General features: G+C 37.3%; 20 protein-coding genes. 6 read left to right on the top strand and 14 right to left on the bottom strand.

Going from position 1 to position 20,802, the window contains the following annotated elements:
* Nucleotides 1–95: 95 nt before the first annotated feature.
* Nucleotides 96–2,597 carry a S8 family serine peptidase gene (locus H5119_RS00830; protein WP_182700848.1) on the bottom strand — a complete coding sequence of 834 codons (2,502 nt, stop codon included), beginning with the start codon at nt 2,595–2,597 and terminating at the stop codon, nt 96–98.
* Nucleotides 2,598–3,176: 579 nt separating this feature from the next.
* Between H5119_RS00830 and H5119_RS00825 the strand changes: the two genes are divergently transcribed.
* The 4 genes from H5119_RS00825 to H5119_RS00810 all read left to right on the top strand — a co-directional run bounded on the left by H5119_RS00825 (nt 3,177) and on the right by H5119_RS00810 (nt 6,464).
* Nucleotides 3,177–4,679 carry a curlin gene (locus H5119_RS00825; RefSeq protein WP_182700847.1) on the top strand — a complete coding sequence of 501 codons (1,503 nt, stop codon included), beginning with the start codon at nt 3,177–3,179 and terminating at the stop codon, nt 4,677–4,679.
* A gap of 201 nt (nt 4,680–4,880) precedes the next feature.
* Nucleotides 4,881–5,279, top strand: coding sequence for a curli production assembly/transport protein CsgE (locus H5119_RS00820; RefSeq protein WP_077538004.1), 399 nt, complete (start codon nt 4,881–4,883; stop codon nt 5,277–5,279).
* On the top strand, nt 5,269–5,691 hold the full coding sequence (locus H5119_RS00815; RefSeq protein ID WP_077538005.1) for a curli assembly protein CsgF: 423 nt from the start codon (nt 5,269–5,271) through the stop codon (nt 5,689–5,691). Before H5119_RS00820 ends, H5119_RS00815 begins: the two co-directional genes overlap by 11 nt.
* Nucleotides 5,691–6,464, top strand: coding sequence for a CsgG/HfaB family protein (locus tag H5119_RS00810; protein WP_077538006.1), 774 nt, complete (start codon nt 5,691–5,693; stop codon nt 6,462–6,464). The genes H5119_RS00815 and H5119_RS00810 overlap by 1 nt, the downstream gene beginning before the upstream one ends.
* A 92-nt stretch (nt 6,465–6,556) precedes the next feature.
* Here the strand turns inward: H5119_RS00810 and H5119_RS00805 are convergent, their stop codons facing one another.
* The 6 genes from H5119_RS00805 to H5119_RS00780 form a co-directional block, all read right to left on the bottom strand.
* Nucleotides 6,557–7,243 carry a helix-turn-helix transcriptional regulator gene (locus H5119_RS00805; protein ID WP_077538007.1) on the bottom strand — a complete coding sequence of 229 codons (687 nt, stop codon included), beginning with the start codon at nt 7,241–7,243 and terminating at the stop codon, nt 6,557–6,559.
* A 229-nt stretch (nt 7,244–7,472) separates the two neighbouring features.
* On the bottom strand, nt 7,473–7,994 hold the full coding sequence (locus H5119_RS00800) for a hypothetical protein (protein ID WP_182700886.1): 522 nt from the start codon (nt 7,992–7,994) through the stop codon (nt 7,473–7,475).
* 438 nt (nt 7,995–8,432) lie between these two features.
* On the bottom strand, nt 8,433–9,959 hold the full coding sequence (locus H5119_RS00795) for an EAL domain-containing protein (RefSeq protein WP_182700846.1): 1,527 nt from the start codon (nt 9,957–9,959) through the stop codon (nt 8,433–8,435).
* A 433-nt stretch (nt 9,960–10,392) separates the two neighbouring features.
* The gene (locus tag H5119_RS00790) at nt 10,393–11,007 is read right to left on the bottom strand and encodes an SGNH/GDSL hydrolase family protein (RefSeq protein WP_182700845.1); all 615 of its coding nucleotides are present in this window, start codon (nt 11,005–11,007) and stop codon (nt 10,393–10,395) included.
* Nucleotides 11,007–11,513, bottom strand: coding sequence for a DsrE family protein (locus tag H5119_RS00785; protein ID WP_182700844.1), 507 nt, complete (start codon nt 11,511–11,513; stop codon nt 11,007–11,009). The genes H5119_RS00790 and H5119_RS00785 overlap by 1 nt, the downstream gene beginning before the upstream one ends.
* A gap of 83 nt (nt 11,514–11,596) precedes the next feature.
* Nucleotides 11,597–12,070 (bottom strand): flavodoxin family protein, encoded by a 474-nt coding sequence (locus H5119_RS00780; protein WP_182700843.1) that lies wholly within the window; start codon nt 12,068–12,070, stop codon nt 11,597–11,599.
* A 76-nt stretch (nt 12,071–12,146) separates the two neighbouring features.
* Here H5119_RS00780 and soxR point away from each other — a divergent pair, with 76 nt between their 5' ends.
* The gene (gene soxR, locus H5119_RS00775) at nt 12,147–12,614 is read left to right on the top strand and encodes a redox-sensitive transcriptional activator SoxR (RefSeq protein WP_138584265.1); all 468 of its coding nucleotides are present in this window, start codon (nt 12,147–12,149) and stop codon (nt 12,612–12,614) included.
* A 149-nt stretch (nt 12,615–12,763) separates the two neighbouring features.
* On the opposite strand, the gene H5119_RS00770 is transcribed toward soxR, so the two are convergent.
* The 7 genes from H5119_RS00770 to H5119_RS00740 all read right to left on the bottom strand — a co-directional run bounded on the left by H5119_RS00770 (nt 12,764) and on the right by H5119_RS00740 (nt 18,973).
* Nucleotides 12,764–13,930 (bottom strand): lipase family protein, encoded by a 1,167-nt coding sequence (locus H5119_RS00770; protein ID WP_077538014.1) that lies wholly within the window; start codon nt 13,928–13,930, stop codon nt 12,764–12,766.
* A 32-nt stretch (nt 13,931–13,962) separates the two neighbouring features.
* Nucleotides 13,963–14,475, bottom strand: a complete 513-nt coding sequence (locus H5119_RS00765; protein ID WP_182700842.1) for a DUF6795 domain-containing protein — start codon at nt 14,473–14,475, stop codon at nt 13,963–13,965.
* Between the two features lie 180 nt (nt 14,476–14,655).
* Nucleotides 14,656–15,444, bottom strand: coding sequence for a hypothetical protein (locus tag H5119_RS00760; protein ID WP_182700841.1), 789 nt, complete (start codon nt 15,442–15,444; stop codon nt 14,656–14,658).
* Nucleotides 15,445–15,521: 77 nt separating this feature from the next.
* Nucleotides 15,522–15,803: a hypothetical protein gene (locus H5119_RS00755; protein ID WP_182700840.1), complete on the bottom strand. Its 282-nt coding sequence runs from the start codon at nt 15,801–15,803 to the stop codon at nt 15,522–15,524.
* 371 nt (nt 15,804–16,174) lie between these two features.
* Nucleotides 16,175–17,383, bottom strand: a complete 1,209-nt coding sequence (locus H5119_RS00750) for an ABC transporter permease (RefSeq protein ID WP_182700885.1) — start codon at nt 17,381–17,383, stop codon at nt 16,175–16,177.
* The gene (locus tag H5119_RS00745) at nt 17,376–18,164 is read right to left on the bottom strand and encodes an ABC transporter ATP-binding protein (RefSeq protein ID WP_182700839.1); all 789 of its coding nucleotides are present in this window, start codon (nt 18,162–18,164) and stop codon (nt 17,376–17,378) included. Before H5119_RS00745 ends, H5119_RS00750 begins: the two co-directional genes overlap by 8 nt.
* Complete coding sequence (locus H5119_RS00740; RefSeq protein ID WP_182700838.1) at nt 18,161–18,973, bottom strand: DUF3025 domain-containing protein; 813 nt, start codon at nt 18,971–18,973, stop codon at nt 18,161–18,163. Before H5119_RS00740 ends, H5119_RS00745 begins: the two co-directional genes overlap by 4 nt.
* A 118-nt stretch (nt 18,974–19,091) precedes the next feature.
* On the opposite strand from H5119_RS00740, the gene H5119_RS00735 reads away from it, so the two are divergent.
* On the top strand, nt 19,092–20,717 hold the full coding sequence (locus tag H5119_RS00735; RefSeq protein ID WP_182700837.1) for a M28 family metallopeptidase: 1,626 nt from the start codon (nt 19,092–19,094) through the stop codon (nt 20,715–20,717).
* Nucleotides 20,718–20,802: the final 85 nt, after the last annotated feature.

The raw sequence follows: 20,802 nt of genomic DNA, 5'->3' as shown, positions 1-20,802 counted from the left end.
TAGAATTAAAACTGCGTGACCCTAAAAATGTAAATCTCTTTTAAAATAAAAAGCCCAGCAAAGCTGGGCTCAAATAACTTACAAAATGTTAAGTGCTAATCAAACGAAACTGTAACTGTGTTCGAACACACATTTGGGGTTACACAAAGTTTATAATCGTATGTTGGCAATGTTGCTTTGCGCACATGGTCACGGTATCTGCCGCTATCATATGTAGTATCCACTAGCTCGCCATTTCGATAAACGTCTAGTGATTCGGCGCCAACGCTTTCCCAGCTAAGCTCTACACGCATCGTATCTAAGCGTGATTTATTTGCTCGCTTTAAGCTCAACTCAATGTCGACATTACTAACAACGACTGTTTGTGTTGAGGTGTCTGTATTGCCTTCACTGTCTGTTACTGTCAATTCAACTGTGTAACTACCTGGCTCTGAGTAAGTATGTACCGGTCTAGGATCGGAAGACATTGCACCATCACCAAAGTTCCAACTCAATTGTGTAATATCATTATTTACGTCACTACTTGTATCAACAAACAAAGCTGTTAACCCTTGCGTATCAACAGTGAAGTCGGCACGTGGCGGTTGCGAGCTTACTTCGCCAAGCGCACTAAAAGTAAGTGACCACGTGTTAATGTTACCCGTGTCAGCAGCGCCAGTGTCAACTACATTGAGTGTCCAATCCCCTGTCGCTACTTCTCCGTTAAACGCATCAGATGTAAAGCGCTTAACAATATCGTCATTACCTCCGCCAATATTACTTTGTAATGTCACTTCACTGCCTTGCGCTGAAATGAGTTTTACAACTAAATCACCCGAATAAGTGTGGGTAATATCTACATTAGCAGCAGTGCCAAATATTGTGAGCTCATCCGCTACATTAATAACGGAACGTGCACCTTCTGGAGAATTATCAGGAATGGCTACACTGTCATCATTACTGTAAGTAAAATCATTTAAACCAGCAGGTTGAATCATTAACTCGACGGTTTTAGTTTTCACTAGCTCGCCTGACGTAGCGGTAACGGTAAACTCATACTCACCCCATGGGGTATCGTTTGTTGTTTCAACATTAAGTTCAACGTCGTCACCCGGATTTGCCGTTGTGCGACTAAGAGAAACACCTTCTAAAGACGATGCTAAATCGAGTGTTACTTCTGAATCCCATCCCGCTATTGAACCTATCGTGAATGTATAATTTGTAGTGTCACCAGCGGTGATCTGTTGTGATTGTGGTGTGACAGAAAGCTTAAAGCCAGGAGTTGGATCTGCATCAACAAGCGCTTGGTGTACATTAAGCCGTGTACCTGCAACGGTTTTACCTTGTAGTGCCGTATTTGCGTCACCGCTATTCATTAATAGCTCTTTTAATTCTTGCGTTGTCAAATCTGGATTAATAGATAAAACAAGCGCTGCAGCACCCGCAACATGTGGTGTTGCCATTGAAGTACCTGAGTATGACGCGTACGAATTACCCGGTGTTGTAGATAAAATAGCACTGCCTGGTGCACCCATATCTACACTGGTTAAACCCCAGTGCGAAAACCATGAAATGCCATCAGTCTGATCTGTACTTGCTACAGACAATACACTCGCATTTTCATAATTTGATGGGTAATGTGGATTAACATCATTATCAATAGTATCGTTACCTGCCGCAGCGACAAACAATAATTCTGCAGCTTCGCTTGATGCTATTGCATCAGCAAGTGCTTGGCTATAACCACCGCCGCCCCAGCTATTATTTAATACGCGTAAGTTAACGCCGGAGTTTTTAAGTCCCACCATATAATCAATACATTTAATTGCGTCTGAAGATGAACCACTACCTTGTGCGTCTAAAAACTTACAACCAACAATCGATACTTCTTGGTTTACACCCACAATGCCTGTTGCGTTATTTCCGCTTGCACCAATAGTGCCCGACACGTGTGAGCCATGTCCTTCGTCATCCATTGGGTCGCCACTGTTAGTAATCGCATTAATACCATGAATGTCATCAATATAACCATTTCCGTCATTATCAATACCATCTCCTGCTATTTCGGCTGTATTTACCCACACATTGCTTGCAAGATCATTATGGGTATAATCTACCCCCGTATCTATAACCCCAACAACTACATCGCGGCTACCCGTAGAAATTTCCCATGCCTCTGGCGCATCAATATCAGCATCAACAGTGCCGCCCGTTTGTCCTTCATTATTTAAGCCCCAAAGCTCATCAAAACGGGGGTCATTTGGCAAACTTGCAATGCTTACACGATAATCTGGTTCAACATATTCAATAGCTTGGTGCGTTTTTAACAGTTTAATAGCGTCTTTAGTACTCATGCCTGATATTTTAAATTTAGCCAATCGACCAGACAGTAATGATGTATAGCTGTCGTCAACTTCATCGTTATTCAAATCAGTAATTTTAGCTCTAACCAAGGTTCTTGCTTGTTTACGCATTTGAGGCGAAGCATTTTTTTTGTATTTAACAATCAGTGAGTCGCTACTTGAAGCAACTTGTTGAATCGCACCTGCATCAGGCAGTTTTGCAGCAGCTAAACAAGGTAATAATGCAAGTGTAATAATAGATAATTTTGTTTTCATTGTTCTATCCATAGTTGGGTTAGCTCAGTTTCACTAAGCAAGGTGCTTTTACTACTTCAAGTACAAGGGATCACGTGGCAAGTTATTAGAAAACTACTAAATGCCAAATTAAACAAGATAAAAAGTTTAGACAAAACAAAAAATCATTATTTTTGACTGAAATACTTATCAAAAAAACAGTAAAGACAGTCTTTTTAATGAAATGAATAATAAAATACCCCATTGCACAGAGTCATTACTTTTTACTGCTTTTTAAAATACACTTAAAAAAAATACACAATAAAAATTCAACTCATTGAAAAACAAGGCTTAATTATTTGGTAAAAAAAGATGATTTAAGAATGTGAAATTCTATGTAGAGTTAATACGACGTTGCGAGGTTACATAAAGTCGCATTAGTTAAAAAACAACGATGTTTGGTATTTATTCCTTTCAATTATCAATAACGCTTTACCTACTTACAAAGTAAATCAAGCGGATCACAAAACTTTATATCAGCACGGCATGCTGAAACACCAAGTACCTTATAAAACCTATAACATTTAAGGTATTTGATTTTACTATCTCAAGGAGAAAATAATGAAGTTAAATAAATCACTTTTAAGCTGTGCGATTGCTATTGCAATGGGTACAAGTTTTGCCTCATATGCTGACACGAACAATAAAGCAGTATCAAACTCTGAAATTGGGACAAAAATTTCGACGCTCAGCACTGCTAATGCAATAACTTTAGCTCAATCGCAAAATAACAACTCCGCAGTGCTAACCCAAAATGGCGATAGCAATGCTCTTGAGATTGCAACAACGGGTAATGAAAATAATACAACGGTCACGCAAACTCAATCAGGTAACTTCACAGGTGTAACAACTACCGGCGATAGTAATACACAAATATATACTCAAGATGGTGTTGCTAATGGTGCGTTAACTGAGCTTACGGGTAATAATAACTCCCTATCAGTGATGCAAAGTGGCCAAGGTATTCTAGTCAATAACGAAGCTATAAATAAAATTGCTGGCGATGATAACACCATTAATATTGAGCAAGGTGCTGGTGGTCATTGGTTTTACAACTACGATATGAAAGGTAATGAAAATGAAGTAAACACACTTCAAACAGGTCAATGGCATGAAGCTGAAATAACGACTCTCACTGGCGATCAAAATACCTTTGATTTAGAGCAAGCGGGTTACTGGAATACGTTCAAAGTGAGTTCTTTACAAGGTAACGATAACGAGCTTGAAATTGAACAAGACGGTGAGCGCAATGCGATAACAATAAGCGATATTTCAGGTGACGCAAACGAGCTTAAAATAGAGCAAGATGGTGATGCACATGCTGTTACATTTGCTGCTGTGAAAGGTGATGATAACGAAATTAATTTAGATCAAGAAGGTTCATCAAACAAGATAGCATCTAACTTATTTGAAGGATCGAATAATGAAGTAACCATCACCCAGGTAGATGCTAATAACCTAACAACAATAGATGTTGTGGGCGATAATAATGAATTAACAACAATGCAAGTAGGCTCAGCTAATGAAGCTTACATGGGCGTTATTGGTTCAGATAATGAATTTATGGTTAATCAAACGGGTGCAACAAACTCAGTTCATTTAGCTAATTTTAATGGCTCTGATAATGATGTGGATTTAGTACAATCTGGCGACGAAAATACGGTGCTTGTACAGTCTTCATACCCAGATGTATCACTAAGTTCTAATAATAATGATATTGATATTGCGCAAAATGGTGCCGAAAATGAAGCTATTGTAACTCTCGCAGGTATTCTAGAGAGTAATAATAACCAAATTGATATAGCACAAAGTGGTGATTTAAATGCCATCGATATGATGGTTGAAGGCAATGATCACAGTATTGATATTTCACAAACAGGCGAAGGTAACTGGGTTGGTGGCACGGAACAATCTGCCTTTTTAGTTGGCGGTGAAAACGTAACATTTAACGTAACTCAAATGGGTAACGGTAATATTGTTGAAGGTTCAGTGATTGGTGTAAACAGTACGGTATCGGTTACTCAAATGGGTGATGGAAACGCAACAACAATTACGCAAATGTAATTATATCAACCTGCTTATATATGGGGTCTATTTAATGTTAAGAAAATTACGCTAGAACTAGGCAAAAATTTTTATATCTAGTTGTTCTAAATAAAAAGTTTTTAACGACGTTATAGTGCAATTTAATTTGTTAAATTGGTCAAAAATTTATGCAGTTTGGTATTACTAAGGCTGGGGAGAGTGGCTCTCCCCTATTTAATAATGAAAAAAAATAAAAATAACCTGTGTGGATACATCTTCACACTATTGATTTGCTTCTTACCGAGTGTATATGCCGAAGAACTTGAAATAGATGGTTTATTACTCGATAGAAGTATTAGCCGTTTTGGTCATCAATTTTATTACGAATTTTCGAACTACTGGCGGGATTTACCCTCAACAGCTGGCTTTAATATTGAGATAAAAGAAACCGTGATCCCCAAAGCTGGCACAAAACTTTCTTTAATAATGAATAATCAACTTGTTTATGCAACTTACTTAGGTCGAAGGCTAGAACCGCTTGATGAACGCGTTGAGCAAGCAGTTTATACTGTTATTGATGCCATGGCTCGCTCAAATATGACGGTATCCACACCTGATATGGCTGTAAATGGATGGTAAAATGAAAAAAATAATATTTATAATAATAACATTAAGCTTTTCAGCTACTGCAACTGAAATAATTTACACCCCAATAAACCCTAGTTTTGGTGGGAACCCTCTCAATGCAAATATGTTATTAAGTAAAGCACAGGCTCAAAATAAGCATAAAGCACCTGTAATCGAAAAAGGGTATGCCGATCAATTTAAAGACTCTCTAGAGCGCACCTACTTAAATCGTATGGTCAGAGAAATTACAGATATGGCCTTTGGTGAAGATCCTGAAAACAGTATTTTTAATCAAGATTCAATTTTTATGAGTGGCGATTATCAAATAGAAATTATTACTAGCACCACTGATACAATTACAGTAAAAATCACAAATATAATTGATGATACGGTTGTGATCATTGAAGTGCCGAGGTTTGGATAATGTATAAACTACTAATAACAATAATATTAATAAGTTTAAGTGGCTGCGCAAGTTTAGGTAACTTAATCCCACCATCGCAACAAAAAGCAGCCAGCTTAGCGCCTACTGAATTATTTTCGGACTTAAAAAACTTGCCTAAACCTGTTGGCAGTATACCGGTATCAGTGTACTCATTTAGAGATCAAACAGGTCAGTACAAACCACAAACAAACGTGAGCTCATTTTCAACAGCGGTTACCCAAGGAGCAAATTCTATACTCATACAAGCCCTGCATGAGTCAGATTGGTTTACACCTGTTGAACGTGAAGGGTTACAAAATATTTTAACTGAGCGAAAGATAATACGCGCGGCTCAATCAGACAATCCTAACCAAGCTGATCTTCCCCCACTTACAACGGCAAAGATTATTTTAGAGGGCGGTATTATCAGCTACGATACCAATGTAAAAACGGGAGGGTTAGGAATGGAATATTTTGGTATTGGTGCATCAGAACTCTATCGAGAAGATGCTATTTCAATATATCTACGAGCCGTGGACGTTCGTACAGGACAAGTATTACTCAGTGTCGCCACCAGTAAAAAAGTACTAAGCCAAGAAATGCGTGCAGGCTTTTTTAGATATGTAAGTTACAAGCGATTAGCCGAGGCTGAAGCCGGTTTTAGTGATAACGAACCTATGAGTATTTGTGTAACACAAGCAATAGAAAAAGCACTTACAGATCTTATAACCAAAGGTATTGATAAAGGGTTATGGGCAAAAAAAGTAAGCTAATAACATAAACAATGAAAAAGGCGATTTAAAGTCGCCTTCTTTATAAAAATTTGTTTAACCTGAGCTTTGGTAAGAGATTTCCTATTAAAGCCTTAGGCCATTGGGAGCAATACAGAAATGTAGCGTTGTGCCCAGTTAGCCAACTCGACTCGATTCCGAGAGTGTGTTTTTTTAAATGCGCTGTATAAATGTGTTTTTACAGTGTGATCACTAATATTGAGTTTGTCAGCAATCGTGTGATTACTTGCGCCTTGCGCGATGAGATGAATAACTGATTTTTCGCGTTTAGTTAAATGGTTGTAATCATCTTGTTTTAGCTCTGTATCTGCATTAAATGAATTGAACGAAGACGCAACAGACAAAATATCTTTAAATGTTTTCGATATGATTTTTCGTGTAAACCATAATTCGCCAGTATTGATTCTAACTAAGCCTCTGAAGATTATTTCCGCAGCATCTGACTTATAAAATACCCCATTGATATGATTCAGTAATAAATTTTTTTCACACACCACGTCGCTCTCAACATTAAAGATAACCACATTATATTGCTTAGCTAAACATATAACATCAGCAGGAATAAGGTCATGCCAATTACTTGTACTCCCATCTATTAAATATAAAGTGTGGTTAGAGCGAAAATCTGCTTGCGGAAGCGTATCATCCATTTTTACATCACTAAAAAGAGCATGGAGTGTTCTTAAAATAGCCGTGTAGCTTTGAGAATGAAAAGATGACTGAAAAGTAGTTTTTACAAATGCTGATAACTGTTGTGACATAGACTTCGTCCCTAAAACGTTTATCTCACATTACCTAAAACATATACGACTTACAAATAATTTTGACATTTTAATTTCATTTTTTATTCTTTTTATTAACATAGCCAATGAAAATAAAATGCTTTAGTATTAAGTAACATCTATGCAGTCGTATATCAGAAATTTTTAACGTCGTTAGCCTAGGGCGACTTAAACACAAAATATTAAGTAAAGAGTGCAAGCATTCTGATCATTCTATATGCGCTTTTAATTTATTTAGCGCATCGACCGAAAACCCACGGTCGTAAAAATATAAAATTTTACCACTGCTATCTATAAGCACTACTCGAGAATTATTTGGGCTTTGGTTACCAGTAAATTTTTGCACAGCTTCACCATCGTTATAAATGGTGATCACCCCACCCCACAATTCTTTAGGGATACCTTTGCGCATACCACTGTCTATAAATGTGCTAAACATACGGGGTGCCATACCAGCAATAGTAGGTAACTCATAAGTGGGAAGCGTGATCCCTGCCATATCTAAACCAATTAACCAGCGGTCTATATCGAATTGGCTATCTTGCTTGTAGCCAATAAGAATCAAGGTTTTATCTGCTTTAAAATCACTGGGGATAGTGACCATATTTTTTTCTAAACTTTCGCCACTAATACTTGGAAACTGTTTACCTGTAACTTGTTGATTTGGATACTGGGATGTACATGCACTAAGGAGTACAACGGCACAAGCAACTAACATTGATTTGGTCATCATAAAGCCCTATTCTAAATTTTATAAATATCATACATATACGTTTAATCTAGGCATAAAGATCTAAGTCGTTTGTTTTAAATAACCTGAATTCTAGGGGCTGTTGACCTTTGTGGATTGAAATTTGTTCAACTTAGGGACGATTCAATCGCAGCGTGAGGTTTGTAATCGAGTGGGCTCGATAGCTGCTTCTGCGTGACTATAATGGCTTACATCCCTGTAATAATAAGTAAAAACCGAGCAACAAACAGTCAACATGCCCGAGTTAAGGTATTTATTAACCAACTGAATTAGAAGGTATTTAAACTTATTTTTTCTAGCCAAAGATTTTTAGTAATAACAAGGCGGATTTACGCGTCAATAACGACTTTATTGCAAGTAAATGCAACGCAGTTAGCACTAAAAATAGCGGCTTGAGATAGATTTATTATTCAGAGTTCAGGTTAAATATGTCTTAAATTTAGCCACTGTCATGGGTCGTCCGTACTTCCAGCCTTGTCCAAAATGCACACCCGCAGTTTTTAAAATCGCTTCTTGTTCATTAGTTTCAATCCCCTCAGCGACACAGGTATAATTAAATTTATGCACCAATTCCATAATATTAGGGATCATAGAAGCTTTTAAACCCTCAGTGGCGATATCTTGCACAAATGTTCGATCTATTTTTAACTGATGAAAACTCAAATTTTGCAAATTTCTCAAGTTAGAATAACCAGTACCAAAATCATCGAGTGACAAATGAAAGCCAGATTCGACCAATGTCCTAAAGTGCGCATGCGCAATACTGGTATCTAAGTATTCATCCTCGGTAATTTCAAGGCAAATAATAAACCGAGAGTGCGTGAGCTCGGGTATTTGTGCCAAAAGCGAGACATTGCCTTGCTCTAAATCACACGGAAATATATTCAACGACACTTTAAAGCCCTCAGGTAACGCTTCTAAGGGTGTTAACTCTTCGAGTACTTTTGCAATCATTGCTTCAGTAAACGACCATGTTAAATGGTGTTTACGGATCTGCGAAATAAACTCATCCGGGTAAAGCACACCGTATTTATCTTCAAAACGGGCAAGTACTTCGCAACCTACCACCTTACCTGTTTGCAAACAAATAATAGGTTGATAAGTCCAGTAAAAAGAGCCTTTTTTCAATCCTTTAGATACACGAACTTTTATCGAGCGACGTGCTGCAATTTGAAAGTCAATAATAAACGCACTTGATACACCAGCCAAACAATTTAGAATGAGTGAAATAACCAATAATAACTGATTATTAGCAAAAAATTGGCTCCACGGTATGTGGACTGCAACACAATAACCTGCGCTTCTATCACTGCACTTTAATAGAGTTTCAAAAGGAAGTTGATGCTGGTGCGTTATTTCATCGTAGAGTCCGTTGTGACCAGCTAAATGATGCAGTTTACTGCCTGCTTTATAACTTGCCTCCCAACGATGAGCTGTAATTAAACCATTTACGAATGCTGTCGTATCTATTATCAAGTTATAGCTGCCTTTACGCACTATAACTACTGGCATCTCTCGCCCATTAAAAAGTAACAAACGCAGTTTAGGTTCAAAACGGATCCTGACATTACTATCAGGGCGAATAAAATCTGGTTTTCTATCATCTATCACTTTGCTAAGTAAACCGGCACCTGTAGTGCAAACTAATTGATCATTTTTGAAAAAACCAATATCGATGACATATTTAGCATCAAATAATGCACGGCGCATTTCGAGCAAGTTTGCATCGTCGCACTGCGTAAAAATGCGTGTATTTAATGGAATGAGAATTCGACTACTTTCTTCAACTGCAGCATCTATGTGCTTAATAATATGCTTAGCGTCATCATTAACCGTAGCGGCTAATTTATGACCAGCAAAATACAGTAAAATTAAACTTCCCATTACAAAAACTACTACACCGGTTAATACTGCAATTACTGATTTTTGCTGATATTTTTTCATTCTATCCTTATCGGCTAAATAGCTATGTAATTATAAATGACATTTTATAATTACATAACTATTTTTAAATGCCAATAAGTTAGGGTCTATTAAACTTTTCCTTAACTTTAAATCAAACTAAAACACGCCCTAGGGCGTGTTGACTTTTGTGGATTAAAATTTGTTCAATCTAGGGGTGATTCAATCGCGGCGCGAGGTTTGTAACCTAGTGGGCTCGGTAACTGCTCCTGCGTTACTCTAATGGCTTACATCCCTGTAAGAATAAGTAAAAATCGAGTAACAAAGAGTTAATCGCCCCTAGATCGAGCTCAAAGGGCAGCGCATGTTTGGTATTTATGCTGCGTTATCGCCTCTTTATGGGGAATAACCACACTACATAGGCTCTGCCTTGCCTAAATACCAAACAGTCTGCTGCAAAATCAATCACGAAAGGTCAACACGCCCTAGTTATTTTAAAAACGGCATCCGCTATTTTATAGTGTCCATCAGTACTCATATGGATCCCATCTAATGGCGATACGTTTACCACGCTTTGTAAATCAAAAAAGAGCGCATCATTTTTAAACGCCACGTTCTTAAACTGCTCAGACATTGCTTCGTTTTTACACTCAGCCCCCTGATAAATGTGCTTATAAGGGCCTACTGTTTTTATATAAGCAGGACTAAGAATGAGTATTTTAGGTTGTTTATTTATATCGTAAAAGCACGTAACTTTACGTATTAAGCAATCAAGCCCTTGGCTAATTTGCTTAGGCGTTAGGTTAAAACGTTTTTTAAGATCGTTTGTCCCCAGTGCAATAATAATTACATCAAGTGAATACTGTTCTAAATATGGTTTTAAATAACGTACGCCACAAAGCACGCCATCAAATGGCGGCAGATTTATTAAAGTACGATTAGGTTGCCCTGCTTCAATTACGTTAAAATCTGGACCTAATTTTTTGGCTAATCTCGCTGTCCATCGAGTGTTTTCGTCAAAGCGTTTACCTGTACTCGGATCTAGTCCCCAGGTATTAGAATCACCAAAACATAAAATATTTTTTATCATTAAAATGGATTCAACGTATAGCCTTGCTGTTGTAATTGCGCATGGGCAGTCATGGCAGAAAGAGACATCTGTACACCTTCAATTAACTGCTTTGGCGAAACTTTATTATGCGTAGCCGACTGACCACATACATAAACAACGGTATTATTAGCCAGTAATTGTTTAATTAAACGTTGATTTTTATTCTCGGTTTTAAAACGTTTTTTATATTCAGTATTAGCGAGTACATCTAAACTGGCACTACCGTGAACCACTAACGCAAGCTGAATATTTTCTGATTTAACACCGTGCGCTACATGCATATTAATAAAGCGCGCCAGTGAATTTATATTATTATTTTGCTCACCATTTTTAGCCCCTTGTGCAACATCAAACACTATTTTAAATACGGTAGAGTCGTTAATTTTTGCATGCTCCGGTACAGAGTAAAAATAACCAAAGTCTTTAATAGCCAGTTCATTAGCCAGTGAAAGCGAACTAAAAAACAGCAATAATAAGTATTTCATAAAACATTCCTGTGTTATTGAGTAACTAGGGCATGTTGACCAATCTAACAAATTACCAGAAGCAAAGCCTAAAAGGCAGCGGATTATACTGCCGATTGCGTATTTTTATGCTGATGGCTTACAAAACTCATCCCTAAATAGTTAAAAGTTTGTTTAAACATCTGTACAAACACCTCTGGGGCCTCAATAGATGATGCATTTGATAGCAACGAAAAATCTTTGCTACGCAGCAAGCGTAATCTTGGTTTTAAGTGTTCATCGTCCATGTAATCGGTGATTCTATCTATAAAAGCCTTCATTTGTATTGTTGTGTTGTACCAATATACTGGAGACGCAAATACCCAATGGTCGTAATTTAAAAGTGATTCAAACAGCTGGTAAAAATCGTCATTCATATAATTTTTATTGTAGCAATAAGGAGATATTTTATAATCATCTAAGCATACAACGCGCACATCATTTTGCTCAGCAAAACTATTAACATGAGCCGATGTATTACCATTTTTACGTGCTGATGAATAAATAATAACCGTACTGCGATTAAGTTTTTGTTGCATTTTGTTAGTTCCTTTTTTATGTTGTACGCAGCTTAAAACCTCAAGCTATGTTGAGGTCAACTCATGGAGTTAAATAATGAACACGGATCAAAAAAAACTCACAGAAGCTAATTTAACAGTTGGTTATGTAGCAAAAAGAAGTGGTGTGAAAGTATCAACCTTGCACTTTTACGAAACTAAACAGCTAATAAGAAGTTGGCGTAATACTGGTAACCAGCGACGCTATAAGCCTGATGTATTAAGGCGTGTTGCAGTTATAAAGGCAGCACAAGCAATGGGAATAACGCTTGATGAAATTAAAAATACGTTAGCAACACTTCCCGATAATAGAACACCCACAAAACAAGATTGGTCAGCGCTTTCTAAGCAATGGCAAGCACAACTTGATGAACGAATTGCTTATATGCAAGGTATACGTGACAAAGTAAATGATTGTATTGGGTGCGGTTGCTTGTCACTTAAAAGTTGTCCTATCTATAATAAAGATGATTTTTTGGGGGATAGTCAAAGTGGTGCAGTATTGTTAGGTAAACTTAATAAATAAAAGCATTCAGCTTTTATCACTATTTGATTGATACTCTGAATTTAATGTTCGTCAGTACGCCTATCTCAAGTGAATTTAACTTCTGCAGTGTTAAAATATCAGCTTGAGAGAGGTTCGTCACAAAGTATTCTAATAAAATTACCAACAGCCTAATCTAGACCGTTTAAACCTTCTCTGGCTGCTCTGTATAAAGCGCCGAGTGTTGAATCAAATACTGACTTTATAAAGCTATAGGTTAGCTCTACCACTGTACTAATCACTTTACCTGCAAACACTAACATATGACCTAGCAAGCCTAAGGTTTGCGCTGCAAAAGAAGCTGATGCTTTTGCTATTTTATCTAAAGTGCGTGCAAGCATATCGTAAAAAGTTAACCCAGTTCCTATGGCTGCTTGTGCAGCAACCGCACTGTAATAGCCGGCATCTTTTAGCAACGTTATTAATGCTGCACTTAATTTATCTGACCAATGTGCATTAAATGAAGCTTGGTTTCTATCTTCAAACCGTAAACGTACGGGTGTACTTAAAAAATGATTAGCTTGTACTGTTAAGTTATTCCAATCACTGCTGTTTGCCGTGTTAATATAGCCAGGCGTACCGTTTAATTTATGTGCGGCGCCTTTCAAGCCTTGACCATTATCTAAACGAATTTCTTGACCATTATAAGGCGCATGCGAAAATGGCCATAATGGGACCTTAGCCACTGGATCAGCGCCATGAGTACAACGGTAAATTTTATCAATTCTTGATGTTGCTGCTCTAGCAAAATTATCTAAGCCTACACGGGGAGAACCAAATGTATAAAGCTGCACTGGTAGAGAATATTCTGCTTTTATCCAATCGGCAGAAAGTGTAGCTAAAGCGCCGCCTAAACTATGGCCAACAATATGAACACAACCTGTTATTTTATCTCGAATGTTTGCCGTTACAAATTCTTGCAACGTAGGTTTCATCGAATAAAATGTTTTATTAAACCCCGCATGCACCATACTACCGTTTGCGCCGCCACTTAAACCAAAATGTGCGTCAGTTAGTCCATCCCGTAAAGATGCTGTACCACGTATTGTTATAACTGAATCACCTTGGTAAATACCTTGCCCATGACCTAACAAACCAAAGCCAGTGCTCAGACCAAACAAATGAGAAAAGAATCCACCTGACACTCCTTGTACAGCCTCTGAGTTTACCCCAAAGTTGAAATTGCCACGTAAAGCTGGGTGCAGGGAGTTGTTTAGTAAAGTCGTACTTTTAATGCTTTTAGCTTTATAAGCAAGCGACGCCATTTGTACTGCTTGCATAGGTGTTAAAGTATTCATATAAAGTCCTTTTGAATGAGTCTGTCAAAAAGTTAGATTTTACACGTCGTATAAATTGTAAAAACGTGTTCAGGTGCTTCTTTTATTGGTAAGTCATATGTTTGTGGCTCTTTTGAAATATCACACACTAAACTGGTTAACAGCTCAGTTAACGTACCACTCTCTTCATGCAAAGACACAGTCACGTACCACAATACAATGCCCTCTGGTGTCCCATTTTCTAAATATATATGCTGGATTAATGACTCGTTGTCGAACATATTTGATGGTTTTGACGTCTTAATCGCTTTTTTAGGAAACGAAAAATGCCCATCACTGTCTGTTGTTGCCTCATCTATATATTCATCGCCATAAATCAGCGTTCTCGTTACTTTTGTGTTTGCAACGGGCTGCCCATCATCTAATAACTGCCCCTTTACTGGAGCCGATAAAATAAAATCCTGCTTATTAAAAAAACCAAACATATCTGCACAAGCCTGCGTTGTAGTAAAAATAATGATAATCGATACAATTACCAAAAAATAAGCTTTTAAACGTGATAACAAAATATACAAGCTCCCAAATACTCACTTTAAAATATACTTATCGTGTTGCTATTTAATGACGTTTATAAAGTATATAAATATTGATTAATTGCCATGTTGCCTAAAATTCAGTCTAATTGGATAAAAAGGCAACCGCAAGCATTTAGAACAATAAACAGTCATCACTCAATACGTTATTTACTAAAAAAACACTTCATAAACAAGCTTACAAATAACGCTAAGCCCAAGTCCCATCATTAATATATAACCATAGAAAATAGCAATCGCCCCTCCTGATGCATCCCCTATTTTATCTATTTCAATGCACGCAGAACAAAATGTGAAAAAGATAAAAAAGTTAGCGATTAACCCCAAAAGATAAGCACCACCAAATAAAGGAAAAATACCTACTAATAATGCGCTAAGCATAATTAAAATACCTGATAGCGCCTCTTTAAATGAAAATCGATACTCAATAATTTTTAATACTAAGGTGACTACCATTAAGGCTAGAAAATACAGCGAAGGCCAAAACTGACTATACAAATAGTCCACGATAAAAATTTGGCTAATAGTCAATGAAGGCTCCTCAACTGAAGGACTTAAGTTTGGTGTTGTAACGTGTGTAGAGTCATCAGTAACAAAGTACGCAGCCGCAACAATGATTAACTTTATCATTCCAAAAAATATAAAGCTTGCTACGGTAAACCCTATTGAATCGTCTCTGGTCAATCGCTTGTTTGCTTTACTTTCTACAATTTTAGCTAGCAATACGCTCAATAAGCACACACTACCTAAATAAAGCAGCGCCTCCCAAAACTGATCAAGGTAAAAAACCGATAAGCCAGGGGCGATAAATAAAAACATTGAATCTTCATTATCTAATGAGCTTTTGGGCTCAATAGTATGTTTTGACTGTTTAAAAAGTGCTAAATAAACAAAGAAAGGCTGTAAAAACAGCATTAAAATGCTCGTATTTATGAGTGTCATTTATCATCCTTGAAGTGAAAAAGTTAATGCAACACGAATGCTGCAAGAACATGAAAAATAAGTGAGTACTTAATTAACTATAAAGGTTGGTATTGAAGGTTAACTTTTTGAAAGTACGTTTTAAGTTTTAATAACCCCGATTCGAGCTCAAACTTTTGAATTTTGGGATTTTTAAATTTAAAGCCGTTTGAAATATGCGTATTAATCATAGTAGCCATACCCTCAAAGCCCTCTGGCGCTGTAGCCACTAAGTCGCTGAGTAAAGGTTGAATGAGCACTTGATGATCTTCTATTAGGGCAAGATCCTCATAAATATCATATACAAGGTTGGTTAGTGTTTGTTGGTTTTGTTGTTCCATAATAATTTCTATTAGCCCTACAATTAGGGTTAACAGCTCCTTTGAGTTTAATAATTCATTCCATTAGTGAAAATTGAACCTAACTACTCAAATCATTAAAGTAATTAGAGCTAATATTTAATCATATTTTTCTAGAGATATACCAGTTTCTTTTTTATTTTTGCCATTTTCAGCTTTAACTTATTTTGTAGAGATTACATAGAGTTTTTTCTTGGATACTAATTGCTTGAATTATTACTAGCAAAACAATCAGAGCTGAAGGTAGTGATAATGCGAGAACAGTATTGGCTTTTTATATTTTTTTCTTTTATTAAAAATATGAAAGGCAGCGAAGGCTGCCTTTCATAACTTGCTTACCAATTTAAAACACGCTACCTAAATAAAACATCTTCTCGGTTAAACCACTTAATACAAAATGCCAGTAATACGCCTGCAATTAGCACTGTAGCTAGAAAAATCAGCCCTACGAAGGTGTAATCCACTGTGCCTTTAATTATATCTTTAATCGCTAACGCGACGTTTGTAACCGGAATAAACGCTGTTTTTGCTGTTAGCTCCATATTAGGCAAAACGGAAATAATAATAGGGAAAATCATACCCATACTCAAAGGTGCCATATAGTTTTGTGCTTCTTTAAACGAGCGCGCATATATTGATATGGCCAAGGCCAACGATGAAAATATGGCAGCAAGTGGTAATAACAATACAAAAATCATCAGTAAGTCAGTAATAGCTAAAGAACTGAAAGCAGTTTTAATTACTTCTAGATCTGCAAATGCCAATGCCACTGCAACCCAACATCCCATACTCAAGACGGTTATGGAGGTTGATACAATGGACGTTGTAAGTAACGTTAAAAACTTACCAAGTACTAACTCTGTTCGTGTAATTGGAGTAAGTAAAAGCGTTTCAAGTGTACCACGCTCTTTTTCACCTGCGCCCAAATCAATTGCGGGATAAGTTGCCCCCATTAGTACCAGAGGAATAAGTAAGTAAGGTAAAAATCCACCTATTTTTTCGCCTAGGTTTTCACGTTTATCTGCAGTGTCAATTTTAACAACCTCTATTGGCTTTAATAACGCCTTTTGTAGTGCTTCATTAATGCCATAATTGAGAAGTTTTTCTTTTTGCAGCCCATCGCTATATTCCTTGGCAATTTCTTTGACTCGTTCAAACAAAAAGTTGATTGATTTTGAATCGTTAAAAACAATTTCCCATTTACTTTGTTCGCCTTCATCAAGTGTTTGCTTAGCTTGAGTTGGTAAATAAATACCCATATCAATATCGCCAGCAATAACCCCTGCTTTAAGTTCTTCCACTGTGTTAAAGGTTTTACTGCCCTTATACAACTCAAAACTTTTGTGATAAAACACTTTGTCTGTAAATTCTTGTGCATATGCACCATTAATAATTACATAAGTATTTACCTTTTGTTCTGCCTCTAGTGCTGCTTTTGAACCTATAAATGCAATAACTGCAAACATTAATGGAAAAATAACAATAGGTAATGCCACAACAAACATGAGCGTTTTTTTATCACGAAGGAGCTCTTTTAATTCCTTTTTATATACTTCAAACATCATGCTTCTCCGTTAATATATTCATAAACGCTTGGTTTAATTCATCACTGTTACCTGCTTTTTTAAACTCATCAACAGTGCCATCAAAACAGCTTATACCTTCATTAATAACCGCAACACGGTCACATAATAACGCCACCTCGTCTAAGTGGTGGGTCGAAAAAATAACAGGTGTTCCTTGTGCTTTTAAACCTTTGATAAATTCAATGACGGTTTGTGTAGTCATAATATCTAAACCCGTTGTTGGCTCATCGAGTACAACTACTGCTGGGCGATGCACAACTGCACGGGCTATATTCGCTTTTTGTTTCATACCCGTTGATAAGTTTTCAGCTCGCTTATCTATAAACTTATGCATATCGAGTAAAGTGAATAACTCTTCACAACGCAAGGCTATATCACTTTTTTTCATACCATGAAGTTTGGCAAAATATTCTATATTTTCTTTTACGGTTAAACGCCCGTACAAACCGGTAGAGCCAGATAAAAAGCCAATGGACTTGCGCCCTAACAATGGCTTTTTAACTATGTCGTTACCTGCAATAGTGATACTGCCTTCATCTGGTTTCAATGCCGTTGATAACATCCGTAACGTGGTTGTTTTGCCCGCGCCATTAGGACCTAATAAACCAAGTACTTCGCCTTTTGCACAGCTAAAACTAACGTTACGTACTGAATGAAAATAATCTTTGTCTTCGCGGGGATCTATCTCGTCGACTTTATTTTTTTTATGGTCTTTCGTTAACTTAAATTTCTTTTTAAGCCCAGCAACTTCTATCATGCTCGTATCCTTCGTTTCGGTCTAAAGTAGTCCGTATTGTTATAAAATGCTTCATCTGTATTTTCATCATGCCAACCAGGCACACCTAATAATGGTAATGGTGAAAGCTGTTTATTATCAGCTAAACAATTATCGGTTTTAATCATCTCATAAAGGGCTTGATCTAGGTACTGGTATTGAGTTACTAAATCTTTACAAAATATTTCATCCGGAACAAAAACAAATAAAGCTTTGCCCGTCAAACCTATATAAGGTTTAGTTAGCATTTCGTAATTTGCATGGCCAAACATAAATGGCTGTATAGTTTTACCCCATTCATTTTTATGCTCAACAAATGCAGTTTTCCATTGATGATCGCAAAGCCACTGCTTCCACTTACTCTCGCTTATTGCTAACACAACACCACACTCATCAAAAAGTGTTAATGCATTTCTGTGCTTGGTGCGATGTTGTAAACCATGCTCAGCAATATCTTGCACATGCCTTTGGTTTATAAGTGCTTTAGTTTTAGGGAACAAACACCAAATAAAGCCGCCAAATAGATCATGCCAATTTTCTGTGCGTGTGGGCACTTCGCCAGTTTCAAAAATAACTTGCTCATAATAACGATCGCCAAAATCTATTTTTGCATTGTCAATAAACCGTATCGGTAAATTATTTTCATTAATGGCATTTAGGTATGGGACAAACCACTGTGGTGTTGGCCAGCTTATTTGCTCATCAATTTTAAAAAGAGTATTTAGATGCAAAAATGCACCACTTTGCAGACTACTTGGCTGCCACTGCTCCGGGGGGGTAAAACGTTTCATTGTTATTAGTTACTTACTCGTTTATGCCTTAAACTTTACAACAGTTTACCGCAAAAACTGGTTCTACTTAATAGAAGTTAATATACTTGCTAGAACTTAAAACAAGAAACGAGCTGATATGAAACGTTATTTCTCTCTTACTTTACTTGCTGGTGCTATTTTAGCTGGCTGTGCAACATCACGTATTACTCCTACCGACATAACCAATGGTTATAACAGTATCCAAGCAAATGAACTGGCTGAGCATATAAAAGTACTCGCATCAGATGAATTTGGTGGCCGCGCGCCTTCATCCGTTGGTGAAAAGCTAACACTTGACTACTTAACAACGCAGTTCAAAGCCTTAGGTTTAGCTCCTGGTAATGGCGACAGTTACTTACAGGAAGTACCGCTTGTATCCCTTGAAGCAGATTCGAACATGGTGCTAAGTATTGGTGGCAAAGATTATCAATATAAAAAAGACATGGTTATGGGTAGCAGTCGTATAAGCGTACAAGAAGGCATAGAAAATTCTGAACTCGTATTTGTGGGTTACGGCGTTAACGCACCTGAATATAATTGGAATGATTACGAAGGCTTAGACGTTAAAGGCAAAACAGTTGTAATGTTGGTTAACGATCCGGGCTTTGCTACAAAAGATCCAGCCTTATTCACTGGTGATGCAATGACTTATTATGGTCGTTGGACATACAAATACGAAGAAGCTAGTCGACAAGGTGCCGCTGGTGCAATTATTATTCATGAAACAGCACCTGCATCTTACCCGTGGTCGGTTGTTGAAAACTCGTGGAGCGGCGAGCAGTTTGGTTTTCAAAAAGAAAACAACAACATGGACCGTGTTGCAGTTGAAGGTTGGGTGACAACTGAGGTTGCAAAGGAGCTCTTTACTAAAGCGGGATTAGATTTTGATACAGCTAAAGAAAACGCTGCAAAAGGTGCTTACTATGTTGACATGGGCGACTTAACTGCTTCTGTTAATGTTAAAAATACCATTAAAAAATCAGTATCATATAACTTTATTGCTACTTTACCAGGAAGCGAACAACCAGATGAGCATGTTATTTACTCAGCTCATTGGGATCACTTAGGTACAGATAAAACACGTAAAGGCGATCAAATTTATAACGGTGCTCACGACAACGCAACGGGCACCGCTGGGCTAATTGAAGTAGCCGAAGCCTTTACAAAATTACCTAAGCACCCTAGCCGCTCAATGACATTTTTAGCGGTAACCGCTGAAGAGCAAGGCTTATTAGGCTCTAAATACTATGCAGCAAATCCAGTGATTGCAGCCAATAAAACAGTCGCTAACATAAACATGGATAGCTTAAATTTATTAGGCAAAGTAAAAGACATGAATGTGGTGGGTATAGGTAAATCACAAATGGATGAGTTTTTAGAAACTGCGGCCAAAGAGCAAGGCAGAACAATATCAGGCGATCCTAAACCGTCATCGGGTGGCTATTACCGCTCTGATCACTTTGCATTCGCTAACATGGGTGTTCCGGCTATGTACGCAGGTGGCGGCACCGTGGCTGCTGATGAAGAAACAGCTAATTACCGTAAACGTATGAGCTTAGTACTTCGCGGTTGTTACCATCAACCATGTGACCGTTACCGTGATGAATGGGATTTATCGGGTGCTGTTCAAGACTTACAATTATTTTATAAGGTAGGTTTTGATATTTCTGAAACAGAACAGTGGCCAACGTGGAATACAAACTCTGAATTTCAGCGTAAGTAGCCCAATTTAATCACAGCCTTAAATTCAAATTTAAATTAACTTGAGTTTAGCTATCGAAAAACTAAAACAGAGTAATCGATTCAAA

It is taken from the genome of Pseudoalteromonas sp. SG45-5 (assembly GCF_014164085.1).
Lineage (GTDB): Bacteria > Pseudomonadota > Gammaproteobacteria > Enterobacterales > Alteromonadaceae > Pseudoalteromonas > Pseudoalteromonas aliena.
Note: the sequence above shows the minus strand (reverse complement) of the source record. Positions and strands in the feature narration are given on the sequence as shown.